General features: G+C 71.6%; 8 protein-coding genes and 1 pseudogene. 6 read left to right on the top strand and 3 right to left on the bottom strand.

The window, feature by feature from the left end; all coding sequences use genetic code 11:
• Window positions 1-14 precede the first annotated feature (14 nt).
• Window positions 15-1,529: a tryptophan halogenase family protein gene (locus HBH26_RS18370; RefSeq protein WP_338057455.1), complete on the top strand. Its 1,515-nt coding sequence runs from the start codon at window positions 15-17 to the stop codon at window positions 1,527-1,529.
• Window positions 1,530-1,596: 67 nt separating this feature from the next.
• Here HBH26_RS18370 and HBH26_RS18365 read toward each other — a convergent pair whose 3' ends face one another.
• Entirely contained in the window at window positions 1,597-2,619 is a 1,023-nt protein-coding gene (locus tag HBH26_RS18365) for a LacI family DNA-binding transcriptional regulator (RefSeq protein ID WP_168136098.1), read from the bottom strand.
• A 113-nt stretch (window positions 2,620-2,732) separates the two neighbouring features.
• Between HBH26_RS18365 and HBH26_RS18360 the strand changes: the two genes are divergently transcribed.
• The 4 genes from HBH26_RS18360 to HBH26_RS18345 are packed head-to-tail and all read left to right on the top strand — an operon-like array spanning window position 2,733 to window position 9,733.
• The gene (locus HBH26_RS18360) at window positions 2,733-4,526 is read left to right on the top strand and encodes an alpha-amylase family glycosyl hydrolase (protein WP_420825002.1); all 1,794 of its coding nucleotides are present in this window, start codon (window positions 2,733-2,735) and stop codon (window positions 4,524-4,526) included.
• Window positions 4,523-6,124: an alpha-amylase family glycosyl hydrolase gene (locus tag HBH26_RS18355; RefSeq protein ID WP_168136097.1), complete on the top strand. Its 1,602-nt coding sequence runs from the start codon at window positions 4,523-4,525 to the stop codon at window positions 6,122-6,124. The genes HBH26_RS18360 and HBH26_RS18355 overlap by 4 nt, the downstream gene beginning before the upstream one ends.
• Window positions 6,121-8,196, top strand: a complete 2,076-nt coding sequence (locus tag HBH26_RS18350; protein WP_168136096.1) for a glycoside hydrolase family 97 protein — start codon at window positions 6,121-6,123, stop codon at window positions 8,194-8,196. Before HBH26_RS18355 ends, HBH26_RS18350 begins: the two co-directional genes overlap by 4 nt.
• 37 nt (window positions 8,197-8,233) lie before the next feature.
• Complete coding sequence (locus tag HBH26_RS18345) at window positions 8,234-9,733, top strand: MFS transporter (protein WP_168136095.1); 1,500 nt, start codon at window positions 8,234-8,236, stop codon at window positions 9,731-9,733.
• Here HBH26_RS18345 and HBH26_RS18340 read toward each other — a convergent pair.
• Together HBH26_RS18340 and HBH26_RS18335 are read right to left on the bottom strand one after the other, a co-directional pair.
• Window positions 9,730-11,001, bottom strand: coding sequence for a sigma-54-dependent transcriptional regulator (locus HBH26_RS18340; RefSeq protein WP_168136094.1), 1,272 nt, complete (start codon window positions 10,999-11,001; stop codon window positions 9,730-9,732). The two genes, HBH26_RS18345 and HBH26_RS18340, sit on opposite strands and share 4 nt — an antisense overlap.
• Entirely contained in the window at window positions 10,998-12,689 is a 1,692-nt protein-coding gene (locus HBH26_RS18335) for an ATP-binding protein (RefSeq protein ID WP_168136093.1), read from the bottom strand. Before HBH26_RS18335 ends, HBH26_RS18340 begins: the two co-directional genes overlap by 4 nt.
• Before the next feature lie 197 nt (window positions 12,690-12,886).
• On the opposite strand from HBH26_RS18335, the pseudogene HBH26_RS20905 reads away from it, so the two are divergent.
• A pseudogene (locus HBH26_RS20905) lies at window positions 12,887-13,049 on the top strand (C4-dicarboxylate transporter DctA); the annotation flags it as partial.

Here is a 13,049-nt window from a genome sequence, read left to right as displayed (position 1 = left end):
ACGGAGGTTTCCGCGTGAACGATCCCCGGTCTTTCTCCCCCCGCACCATCGTCATCGCCGGGGGCGGCAGCGCGGGGTGGATGGCGGCGGCGGCGCTGGCGCAGCTGCTGCCGCAGCCGCTCTACCGCGTGCGGCTGGTCGAATCCGACGCGATCGGCACCGTCGGCGTCGGCGAGGCGACCATCCCGCAGATCCGCACCTTCAACCGGGCGCTGGGCCTGGACGAGGACGCCTTCCTGCGCGCGACCGGCGGCACGTTCAAGCTGGGCATCGAGTTCGTCGGCTGGGGCAGCCCCGGCGAGCGCTACCTCCACGCCTTCGGCGACGTGGGACGCGACACCGCGCTGCACGCCTTCCACCACGCCTGGCTTCGCGCCCGCGCGCTGGGCCGGGTGCGGCCGCTCGGCGATCACGCGCTCAACGATCTCGCCGCGCGCGCACACCGGATGCAGCGCGGCGCGGCGCGCACCGCCCGCGCGCTGCCGGAAATGCCCTACGCCTTCCACTTCGACGCCGCGCTCTACGCGCGGATGCTGCGGCGCTTCGCCGAGGCCCGGGGCGTGGAGCGGCACGAGGGGCGGATCGTCCATGTCGAGCGCGACCGCGACAGCGGAAACGTCGCCGCGCTGCTGCTGGAGGGCGAGCGGCGCGTGGAGGGCGACCTGTTCGTCGACGCCACCGGCTTCCGCTCGCTGCTGTTGGGCGAGGCGCTGGGCGTCGGCTTCGACGACTGGACGCGCTGGCTGCCGTGCGACCGCGCGCTGGCGGTGCCGTCAGCCCGTACGGAACCGCTGCTGCCCTACACCCGCGCCACCGCGCACGACGCCGGCTGGCAGTGGCGCATCCCGTTGCAGCACCGCACCGGCAACGGCGTGGTGTATTCCAGCGCGCACTGGTCCGACGATCGCGCCGCCGATCACCTGCTGGCAAACCTCGACGGCACGGCGGAGGGCGATCCGCGCCCGATCCGCTTCACCACGGGCAAGCGGCGGGAAATGTGGTCGCACAATGTGGTCGCGCTCGGCCTTGCTGCGGGGTTCATGGAGCCGCTGGAATCGACCAGCCTGCACCTGGTGCAGAGCGCGATCGCGCGACTGCTGAAGCTGCTGCCCGGTACCGCCGCGGGCGCGGCGCAGCGCGATGCCTTCAACCGGCAGGCGGACGCGGAATGGACGCGGATCCGAGACTTCCTGATCCTCCACTATCGCGCCAACGCGCGGCCGGGCGACTTCTGGTCCGCCTGCCGCGACACGCCGCCGCCCGACACGCTCGCCGCCAAGCTGGCGCTGTGGAACGAGGAAGCGGCGGTGTGGCGCGAGGAGGAGGAGCTGTTCACCGAAGTCGCGTGGGTGCAGGTGCTGATCGGGCAGGGCGCGATCCCGGCACGCTGGCATCCGCTGGCGGACGGGCCGTCAGATGCCGAGATCGTCGAATATTGCGACCTCGTCCACCAGCTCGCCGCACGGGAGGTAGCGCAGATGCCCGGTCACGCCGCCTTCGTCGCGCAGCATTGCCCGGCGCGCGGATAGCCGTTCTCCCGCGAAGGCGGGAGTCCGGCGCCGCGGATGACGACCCTTGAACCCCGGGGCTTCCCGCTCAGCTCGACGCCCGGATCACCAGTCGCGCGGGCAGCTTCACGTTCTCGCCCGCCTCGCCCGCGATCTGCCGCACCAGCGCGTCGACCAAGGCGGCGCCGGCGCGGCTGTAATCCTGCGACACGGTGGTGAGCGGCGGGCGCGTCAGGCTGGCGGCGGGGATGTCGTCGAAGCCGACCACCGCCACGTCACTTGGCACGCTGCGTCCTGCCTCGCCCAGCGCGCGCATCGCGCCCAGCGCGATCAGGTCGGATGCGGCGAAGATCGCGTCGAAGGCGATGCCGCGCGCGATCAGCCGCCGCGTCGCGTCATAGCCGCCCTGCTCGATCGAAAGCGAATCGACGTGCAGGCCGGGATCGTTGGCCAGTCCCACCTCGGCCAGCGCGTCGCCCAGGCCGCGATAACGATCCTGGAATTCGGGATAGTGGCTGGAGGCGTCGCCGACGAAGGCGATGCGCCGCCGTCCGCGCCCGACCAGATGGCGTCCCACGTCGCGCCCGCCGCCGCGATTGTCGCAGCCGATGACGGTGCCCAGGCCATGCGGCTCCACCGAACCCCAGCGTACGAAGTGCGTCTGCTGCCGAACGAGATCGTCCAGCCGCGATCGGTACGTCTCCCAGTCGCCGTAGCCCAGCAGGATCAGCCCGTCCGCCTTGCGCGCGTCCTCGTAATCCTTGTGCCAGTCGGCGGACAGTTGCTGGAACGAGGTGAGCAGGTCGTACCCCTTCTGCGCGCATCGCATCAGGATCGAGCCCAGCATGGACAGGAAGAAGGGGTTGATGAACGACCCGTCGGGCAGCGGATCCTCGAAGAACAGCAGCGCCAGCGTCTTCGCCTGGCCGCTGCGCAGCGAGGAGGCGTTGCGGTCCACCTTGTAGTTCAGCTGGCGCGCGATCGCCTCGATCCGCAGCCGCGTCGCCTCGCTGACCGTGCGGTCGCCGCGCAGCGCGCGGCTGACGGTCGGTTGCGACACCCCGGCCAGCGCCGCGATGTCGAAGGAGGTGGGCTTGTCGTTCGTCCCCATCAGGGGCGAGCCTACCCCCGGTGAATACGTATGTCACCGGCTTGGCACCGCGCCGCTCCTCGCGCATCACGCGGAGCGACGGCGAAGCGCGCCGCACGAGAGGGAGACGCCTTGTGCGAGCGATCGCCACCGCCATCATCGCCGCATTGCTGGGCGTCCTGCCCGCCAGCGCGCAGGATTACCGCGCCCGCCTGCCGCAGGACGAGGTGATCTACTTCGCGCTGCCCGACCGGTTCGACAACGCCGACCCGTCGAACGACCGCGGCGGTCTGACCGGCGGGCCGCTGACGACCGGCTTCGATCCGACGCACAAGGGCTTCTATCACGGCGGGGACCTGAAGGGGCTGATCCGCCGGCTCGATTACATCCAGCAGCTGGGCGCGACCGCGATCTGGGTCGGCCCGATCTTTCGCAACAAGCCGGTGCAGGGGGCCCGGGGGCAGGAGAGCGCAGGCTACCACGGCTACTGGATCACCGATTTCGAGCATGTCGATCCGCATTTCGGCACCGACGCGGATTTCGCCGCGTTGGTCGCGGCGGCGCACGCCCGGGGGATGAAGGTCTACATGGACATCATCGCCAACCACACCGCCGACGTGATCCGCTATCGCGAGTGCGACGATTGCACCTATCGCGCGCGCGCCGACTATCCCTATCGCCGACGCGGCGGGCCGGGTGGCAAGCCGATCAACGATGGGTTCGCGGGCGACCAGGTGATGACCGCGGCCAACTTCGCGAAGCTGACCGATCCGACCTACGCCTACACGCCCTACCTGCCGCGGGGCGAGGAGAAGGCGAAGTCGCCGGCGTGGCTGAACGACGTCACGCTCTACCACAATCGCGGCAACACCACGTTCCTCAACGAAAATTCGACGATGGGCGACTTCGTCGGCCTCGACGATCTGATGACGGAGAACCCCCGCGTCGTGCAGGGGATGATCGACGTCTACGGCGGCTGGATCGACCGCTTCGGCGTGGACGGCTTCCGCGTCGACACCGCGCGCCACGTCAATCCGGAATTCTGGCAGTCGTTCGTCCCCGCCATGCGCGCACGCGCCGCGGCGAAGGGGATCGCCAACTTCCACATCTTCGGCGAGGTCGGCCTCACCACGCTGGATCCCGGCCCGCTCGCCGTGCACACCCGCGTCGACGGCTTCCCCGCGGTGCTCGACTTCTCTTTCCGGCAGGCGGTGATCGAGGCGGTGGCGGGCACGCGCGGCACCGACGCGTTCGAGACGTGGCTGCGCGGCGATGCGCTGTACCAGGGCGGCGAGGCGGCCGCGCTGGCGCTGCCGACCTTCTCCGGCAACCACGACAACGGCCGCTTCGCCCATTACGTGCGCAAGGCGTTTCCGCAGGCGGACGACGCCGAGGTGCTGGCGCGCACGATGCTGTCCAACGCCATGCTGCTGACGCTGCGCGGCGTGCCGACGATCTACTCGGGCGACGAGCAGGGCTTCGCCGGCGACGGCAACGACCAGGACGCGCGCGAGGACATGTTCGCCAGCCGCGTCGCCAGCTACAACGACAACCGCCTGCTCGGCACCGCGGCGACGACCGCGCGCGCGAACTTCGATCCCGCCCACCCGCTGTTCCGGCAGATCGCGTCGCTCGCGCGGCTTCGCTCCGCGGAAGCCGCGCTGCGGCGAGGCCGCTCGGTGCTGCGCGCACGGGAGGAAAAGCCGGGGCTGCTCGCCGTCTCGCGCATCCATGGCGAGCGTGAGGTGTTGCTGGCCTTCAACACCTCCACCCGGCCGGTCGATCGCTGGGTGGAGGTGTCGGGCGAGGGGCCGGCGACGATGCTGGCGGGCACGGGCTGCGCGGCGGCGACGGCGGCGCCCGGCAGCCTGCGCGTCCGTCTGCCCGCGCTCGGATATGCCGTGTGCGCGATGGGGAAGAACGAATGACGTCGACCGATGCGTCCCGAGTGGGGGCACCCTGGTGGAAGGGCGCCGCCATCTACCAGATCTACCCGCGCAGCTTCGCCGATTCGAATGGCGACGGCATCGGCGACCTGCCCGGCATCACCGCGCACCTCGACTATGTCGCGGCGCTCGGCGTCGATGCGATCTGGATCTCGCCGTTCTTCACCTCGCCGATGGCGGACTTCGGCTACGACGTGGCGGACTATCGCGACGTCGATCCGATCTTCGGCACGCTCGCCGATTTCGACGCGCTCGCGGCGAAGGCGCACTCGCTCGGGCTGAAGGTGCTGGTCGACCAGGTGTGGGCGCACACGTCGGACCGGCACCCCTGGTTCGTCGAGAGCCGCAGCAGCCGCACCAATCCGCGCGCGGACTGGTACGTGTGGCACGATCCCAAACCGGACGGCAGCCCGCCGAACAACTGGCAGTCCGTCTTCGGCGGCCCGGCCTGGACGTGGGACGGGCGGCGCGGGCAATATTACCTGCACAATTTCCTGCCGCAGCAGCCGCAGGTGAACGGCCATCATCCGCACGTGCAGCAGGCGTTCCTCGACATCGCGCGCTTCTGGCTGGAGCGCGGCGTCGACGGCTTTCGCCTGGACGCGCTGAACTTCATGATGTTCGACCCGGCACTGACCGACAATCCGCCCGCGCCGGACGACAACAAGGTGCGCACGCGCCCATTCGATTTCCAGCTGCACAAGCACAACCAGTCGGACCTCAACATCCCGCACTTCATCGAGCGGGTCCGCGCGCTGTTCGACGAATATGACGCGCGCTTCACCGTGGCCGAGGTCGGCGGCGCGGAGAGCGAGCGGGAAATGAAGCTGTACACGCAAGGGCAGCGCCGGCTGAACAGCGCCTACGGCTTCGACTTCCTCTACGCCGACGCGCTGACCCCCGCGGTCGTGCGCGAGGCGGTGGAAAAATGGCCGGCGACGCCGGGGCTCGGCTGGCCCAGCTGGGCGTTCGAGAACCATGACGCGCCGCGAGCGGTGTCGCGGTGGACTGCGCCCGGCGAGGCGCGGGCGTTCGCGCGGATGAAGATGCTGCTGCTCGGCTCCTTACGCGGCTCGCCGATCGTCTATTACGGCGAGGAGCTGGGGCTGACCCAGGTCGACGTGCCGTTCGAGCAGCTGCAGGATCCCGAGGCGATCGCCAACTGGCCGCTGACGCTGAGCCGCGACGGCGCGCGCACGCCGATGCCGTGGCGCAGCGGCGCACCCGCGCTGGGCTTCTCCGCCGGCGAGCCGTGGCTGCCGGTCGGGCCGGACCACGACGCGCTGGCCGTCGACCGGCAGGAGGCTGACCCCGCCTCCATGCTCCACTGGACCCGCGCTGTGCTGGCGCTGCGCAAGGCGCATCCGGCGCTGCGACGCGGCGACCTGACGGTGGTGCGCGCCGATGCCGCGATGCTGGTGATCGAGCGCACGCTGGACGGCGAGACGCTGGTCTGCGCCTTCAACATGACCGCCGCGCCGCAGCCGTTCGCGGCGACCGGCGTGCTGATCGAAACCGGCCACGACGGCGAGCGGCTGGCGCCGTTCGGCGCGCTGGTCGCGCGAAAGGACAACGCATGAAGCTTCTCGCTGCCCTGCTGGCCTCCAGCCTGCTCGCCGGCACCGCGCAGGCGCAGACCGCCACCGTCGCGCAGGCACCTGCGGAGGCGCGTATCGTCGCGCGTGCCACCTCGCCCGACAAGTCGATCGCGCTCGCCATCTCGATCGACAACGACGGTCGCGCTTCCTACTCGATCGCGCGCCGCGGCAAGCAGATCCTGGGCGAGAGCCGGCTCGGCTTCCTGTTCACCGACGCGCCGAAGATGGACCGCGGCATGAAGCTGCTCGGCACCACGACCGACAGCGTCGACACCAGCTGGACGCAGCCGTTCGGCGAGTGGAAGACGATCCGCGACCGGCACAACGAGCTGACAGTCCGGCTGGTCGAGGCGAACCGGCTGAAGCGCCGGCTGGACGTCACCTTCCGCCTCTTCGACGACGGCGTCGGCTTCCGCTACACCTTCCCCCGCCAAGACAATCTCGGCACCGTCAACATCGCGGAGGAGCTGACCACCTTCGCCTTCGCGCAGCCGGCGCAGGCGTGGTGGAAGCCCGCCTATGAGTGGAACCGGGAGGAGTACCTCTACGCGAACACGCCGCTGTCGGGCGTCGGAACCGCGCAGACGGTGATGACGCTGAAGCTGGCAGACGGCACGCACGTGGCGCTGCACGAGGCGGCGCTGGTCGATTATTCCGCGATGAACCTGGCGCAGGTGGACGGCCACACGCTGAAGGCGGTGCTGACCCCGGGTGCGGGCGCCCCCAAGGTGACGCGCGACGCGCCGTTCTCGACGCCGTGGCGCACGATCGCGATCGCCGACGACGCGCCCGGCCTGTACATGAACCACATCACGCTGAACCTGAACGAGCCGAACAAGCTGGGCGACGTCAGCTGGATCAGGCCCGGCAAGTTCGTCGGCGTGTGGTGGAACATGATCAAGGGCGAGTGGAGCTGGGCGCGCGGGCCCAAGCACGGCGCCACCACCGCCAACGTGAAGCGCTACATCGACTTCGCCTCCGCCAACGGCATCCCCGGGGTGCTGGTGGAGGGGTGGAACGTCGGCTGGGACGGCGACTGGTTCGGGAACGGCACCGACATGCAGTTCGACCGCCCGACCGAGGACTTCGACGCCGCGGAGCTGCAGCGCTACGCCCGTGCGAAGGGCGTGTACCTCATCGGCCACAACGAGACCGGCGGGTCCGTCAGCCATTACGACGCGCAGCTCGACCGTGCGTTCAAATATGCGCAGGACCACGGCATCCCCGCGGTGAAGACCGGCTACGTCACCGACGCGGGCGAGATCGAGCGCGTCGATGCCGACGGCACGAAGAAGCGCGAGTGGCACGAAGGGCAGTGGATGGTGAACCATCACCTGCGCGTCGTGCAGACCGCGGCGAAGTATCGCGTCGGCATCGACAGCCACGAGCCGGTGAAGGACACCGGCCTGCGCCGCACCTACCCCAACTGGCTGTCGCGCGAGGGTGGGCGCGGGATGGAATACAACAGCTGGGCGGGCAAGAACCCGCCCGAGCACGAAGCGAACATGTTCTTCACGCAGTGGCTGGGCGGCCCGATGGACTTCACCCCCGGCGTCCTCAGCCTGACCGGATCGGAGGGCAGCGCGATCCTCTCGACCGAGGCGAAGCAGCTGGCGCTCTACGTCGTCATCTATTCCCCGGTGCAGATGGCGGCGGACACGCCGGAGAATTACGCGAAGCACATGGCCGCGTTCCAGTTCATCAAGGACGTGCCGGTCGACTGGCAGGACACGCGCGTGCTGAACGGCGCGGTCGGCGATTACGTGACGGTGGCGCGAAAGGATCGCGCGTCGGACAATTGGTACCTCGGCAGCATCACCGACGAGAATGCACGGACGCTGAGCGTGCCGCTGTCGTTCCTCGACAAGGGGCGGCGCTACGTCGCGCAAATCTATCGCGACGGCCCCAACGCCGACTATCGCACCGAGCAGCGCCACGCGATCGCGATCGAGGAGCGGCCCGTCACCGCCGGGGATACACTGACGCTGGCGCTCGCCCCCGGCGGCGGGCAGGCGGTGCGCTTCGTGGCGCAGGGCCGCGCGCGGGGGCGATAACCGCCACGCGGCCGGCAAGGGGAGGGGAGAAGAGGCCATGACGATCGAACGCCGCCCGCGGCTGGGCTGGGCCGGCCTGTTCAACCTGTCTTTCGGCTTCTTCGGCATCCAGATCGGCTTCGCGCTGCAGAACGCGAACATGAGCCGCATCTTCCAGTCGCTGGGCACCTCGCTCGACGATCTGCCCGCCTTGTGGGTGGCCGCTCCGCTGACGGGGCTGCTGGTGCAGCCGGTGATCGGCCACCTGTCCGACCGCACATGGCTGGGCCGGCTGGGGCGGCGGCGGCCGTACTTCCTCGCCGGCGCGATCCTCGCCGCGGTGGCGCTGTTCCTGATGCCGGAAGCGCCGGTCCTGCTGGCGGCGGCGCTGCTGCTGTGGATGCTCGACGCCGCGCTGAACGTCTCGATGGAGCCCTTCCGCGCCTTCGTGGGCGACATGCTCGACAAGGATCAGCACGCGGCGGGCTACGGCGTGCAGACCGCCTTCATCGGTGCCGGCGCGGTGGTCGGATCGATCTTCCCCTGGGTGCTCGAACACCTCGGCGTCAGCAACGTGGCGCCGCCGGGACAGATTCCCGATTCGGTGCGCTACGCCTTCTTCTTCGGCGGCGGCGCGCTGCTCGCCAGCGTGCTGTGGACCGTGGCGACGACGCGGGAATATTCGCCCGACCAGATGGCGCGCTTCCATGGCGCGGAGGAGGGGGACGACGGCACGGCGCTGCGCCGGCTCGCCGCGCGCGACCCGGGTGACGGGGGATGGTGGATCGCCGCGGGCTCGGCCGTGATCGTGCTCGTCGCCATGCTCGATCTGGAGAAAGAGGTCCTTCTCCTCGGCGGGCTGCTCGCCTCCTACGGCCTCGCCAGCGCGGTTGCGGTCGCGCGGGCGCGGGCGGGGCGGGCGCCGGGCATGCTGGGCCATATCGTCGGCGACTTCGGCGGGATGCCGCCGATCATGAAGCGGCTGGCGCTGGTGCAGTTCTTCAGCTGGTCGGCGCTGTTCATCATGTGGATCAACACGACCCCCGTCGTCACGCGGGACTTCTTCGCCGCGCCCGATCCCGCCAGCGCCGCGTTCCAGCGGGGCGCAAACTGGGTCGACGTGCTATTCGCGACGTACAACGGCGTCGCCGCGATCAGCGCGCTGCTGCTGCTCCCCTTCCTGTCGCGCCGCATCGGCAAGGTGCGCACCCATGTCGTCGGGCTGACCTGCGGCGCGGCGGGCTATGCCAGCTTCCTCGTCATCCGCGATCCGCGATGGCTGCTGCTGAGCGAGGTGGGGATCGGCATCGCCTGGTCGACGATCCTCGCCATGCCCTACGCGATCCTCGCCTCCACGCTGCCGGCGCGCAAGCTGGGGGTCTACATGGGGCTCTTCAACGTCTTCGTCGTCGTGCCGCAGCTGCTGGTCGCGACGGTGATGGGGTCGATCATGAAGCGCTTCTTCCCCGGCGAGCCGATCTGGACCATGGCCTTCGCCGCGGCGACGCTGCTGCTGGCCGCGTTCGCCATGCTGCGCGTGCGCGAGGAGACGGCCTAGCCGGCGGCGTTCCGGCGCTCCGCCTTCAGGTCGATGCCCAGCCGCTTGACCCGATAGTAGAAGGTCTCGCGCGGGATGCCGAGCAGCGCGACCGCGCGCGCCACCTCGCCCCCCGCCGCGGCGATCGCCTCGCGGATGGCGGCGCGCTCGAACGCCTCCACCCGCTGCGGCAGCGTCTCCCCCGGCGTCCCCGCCGCGGCCGGCTCCAGCCCCAGCACCAGCCGCTCCGCCGCCAGTTCCAGCTCGCGCACGTTGCCCGGCCAGTCGCCCCGCGCGGCACGGTGCGCCGCCTCCGCCAGCGCCGGGACCGCGCGGCGGTGCCGCTGCGCCGCGGCCTCGACGAAGCCGGCGAAGAGGAGGGGGATGTCGCCGCGCCGCTCGGACAGCGGGGGCACGCGCAGCGGCACGCCGGCCAGGCGGTGGTAGAGCTCGGGCAGGATCCGCTCCCGCCCGCCCTCGCCGATCGCGGCGACGATGCGCACGTCCACCGCGTCGGGTTCGCGCTCGTCCGGCGCGACCACGCGGCGCTCGGCGAAGAGCGCCAGCCGGTGCTGGAGCTCGGCCGGCGCGCGGTCGAGATGGTCGAGGAACAAGGTGCCGCGATGCGCTCGCGCGATCGGGCCGTGGCGCCCGACCAGCGCCGGCCCGGCCAGTTCCGCGGGTAGCGCGGCGCAGTCGATCGGCTGGAAACGGTGGCGCCCGCGCGCGCCGGCGCGATGGACCAGCCGCGCGAACAACTCCTTGCCCGTGCCGGTCTCGCCCTCGATCACCAGGTCCAGCGCCGCGTCCGCCAGCAGCGGGATCATCGCGCGCAGGCGGGCGATCTCGGCGCTCTCGCCCACCCAGGTCGCTTCCTGCCCGGCGACGGCGCGCAGGCGGCGGTTCTCCAGCGCCAGCGCGCGGGCGGTGGCGGCGCGGCGCACCGCCGCGACCAGCGCCTCGCCGTCGAACGGCTTCGAGAGGAAATCCCACGCCCCCGCCTTCAGCGCGTCCACCGCCATGGCGACGTCGCCGTGCCCGGTGACGAGGATGACCGGCAGCTCGGCGTCGCGCGCGCGCAGCAGGCGGAACAGCTCGATGCCCGACACGCCCGGCATCCGCACGTCGCTGACCACCGGCCCGGCGAAGCCCGCGTCGATCGCCGCGGCGGCGGTCGCTCCGTCGGCGAAAGGATGCACGGCGAAGCCGGCGAGGGCGAGCAGCTGCGCCGTCGCCGTTCGCAGGTCGGCATCGTCCTCCACCAGCGCGACGGGCGGGTCGCCGTTCATGCCGCCGGCACCGTCAGCACGAAGCGCGCGCCGCCGGCATGGGCGCCATCCAGCCGCAACGATCCGCGCAGGTCGATCATGATGTCCTGCGCGATGGCGAGGCCCAGGCCCAGCCCGTCGGCACGCGCGGTGGCGAAGGGCGTGAACAGCCGCGGCGCGACGCCTGCGTCGATGCCGGGGCCGTTGTCCGTCACCGCCATCTCCACCACGTCGCCGCGCATCGTCGCGGTGATGGCGATGCGCGGCGCCGGCGTCGCCGCCAGCGCCTCGATCGCGTTCTGCACCAGGTTGACGACCACCTGCTCCAGCCGGGTCCGGCCCGCCAGCACCCGGCGCGCCGGATCGGGTGCGGGGCGCTCCAGCGCCACGGTGCGCAGCTGGTCCTTCAAGATCAGCAGCGCGCCGTCGATCACCTCGTCCAGCGGCACCGCGCGCACCTCGTCCACCTGCCGGCGCGAGAAGCCGCGCAGCTCGGCGGTGACGGCGCCGATGCGGTCCCCCAACCGCCGGATCGCCGCCAGGTTGGCGCGCACGGTCGCCACGTCGCCGCGGTCCAGCAGCGCCAGGCTGGTGTCCGCGTAGGTGCGGATCGCGGCGACGGGCTGCGCCGTCTCGTGCGCCACCCCCGCCGTCACCTGGCCCAGGGTCGCGAGGCGGTTGGCCTGGCGCAACCCCTCGCGCAGCTGCGCGGCGCGCGCCTCGATCGCGGCGCGCTCCTCCATCTCGCGCGTCAGGTCGGCGGTCCGCTCCGCTACCGCCGCTTCCAGCTGCGCGGTGCGCCGGCGCGTCAGAGCGAGCCGTTGGCGCAGGCCCCAGGCAAGCGCCGCCCCCGCCAGCACCGCCAGCGCGGCGCCCGACCCCCAGGCGCGTCGTGCCGGAGCGACCGCCGGGGCGGCGTCGCGGCGCAGCGACAGCGTCCATCCGGGCTGCGCGACGGCGACCTCGCGCTCCACCGCCGCGGCGCCGGCGGCGGGCAGCGGCGACAGCGCCGCACGCGGCAGGCTGGCCTCCTCGCGCAGCCGTGCGACCGTGGCCGCCGACAGCGGGCGGGTGGCGGCGAAGCGCCAGGCGGGGCGGCTGGTGACCAGCACCACGCCGTTGGCGTCGCGGACGTAGGTCGTTCCCCCCGCCCGCCGCCACGCCTCCTCCACGCGGTCGAACTCCAGCTTCACGACGATCACGCCGCCCCGCGCGATCCGGCGGGCGAGGTAGAGACCGGGCTGGCCGCTGACGATGCCCAGCGCGAATTGCGACGCCGACCCGCGGTCGCGCGCGTCGCGATAGTAGCGGCGGAAGCGATAGTCGGTGCCGACGAAGCTGCGCGCGCTCCGCCAGTTGCTGGCCGCGACGGCGCGCCCGTCCGGCGCCACCAGGTACAGCGCCGCTGCGCCCGTCGCGCGGGCCAGCGCCGCCAGCTTGCGGTTCAGCCGGTCGCCTGCCCCCTCGACCCGGTCGAGCGTCGCGATCACGTCGCGGTCGTCGGAGAGCGCGAGCGGCACCAGGCGGAAGCGCGCGATCTCGCTGTCGATCAGCGCGGCGCGCAGCTGCGCATCGGTGGCGGCCTGCGCCGCCAGGTGCGCGCGCGCCTGCCGCTCCGCCGCGCCCGCCGCCGCCCAGCCCGCCAGCGCGGCCAGCGCCAGCGTCGCCAGCGCCCACCACGTCCAGCCGGGAAGATGCGGTCGCCTCACGCGATCGAGTCTACGGCCGCCGGTGCCTTATGCAAGAATTTGCACGAACGTCCCCGCCGCGTGTGCCGAAAACCGAACGTGCCAAAGCGGGAACCGGCGTGGGATCGGCGGAAAACCGCAAGAATCTAGCGCGAAGCGCATCACCCTTGGTCCGCCGCCCCGGCGTGCGAGGATATCGCCATAAGAAGGAGAGGATCATGGCGCATCTCACCGTTTCCACGGCGGACCCGCTCCCCCCGGCGTCGCGTCCCTGGTACACGCACCTGTATCTTCAGGTTCTGGCGGCGATCGTGGCGGGGGTGCTGCTGGGGCATTTCGCGCCGGCGACGGGCGAGGCGATGAAGCCGATCGGCGACGGCT

This window comes from Sphingomonas corticis (genome assembly GCF_012035195.1).
Taxonomy (GTDB): Bacteria; Pseudomonadota; Alphaproteobacteria; order Sphingomonadales; family Sphingomonadaceae; genus Sphingomonas; species Sphingomonas corticis.
This window is presented reverse-complemented; position numbering and strand designations above follow the sequence as displayed.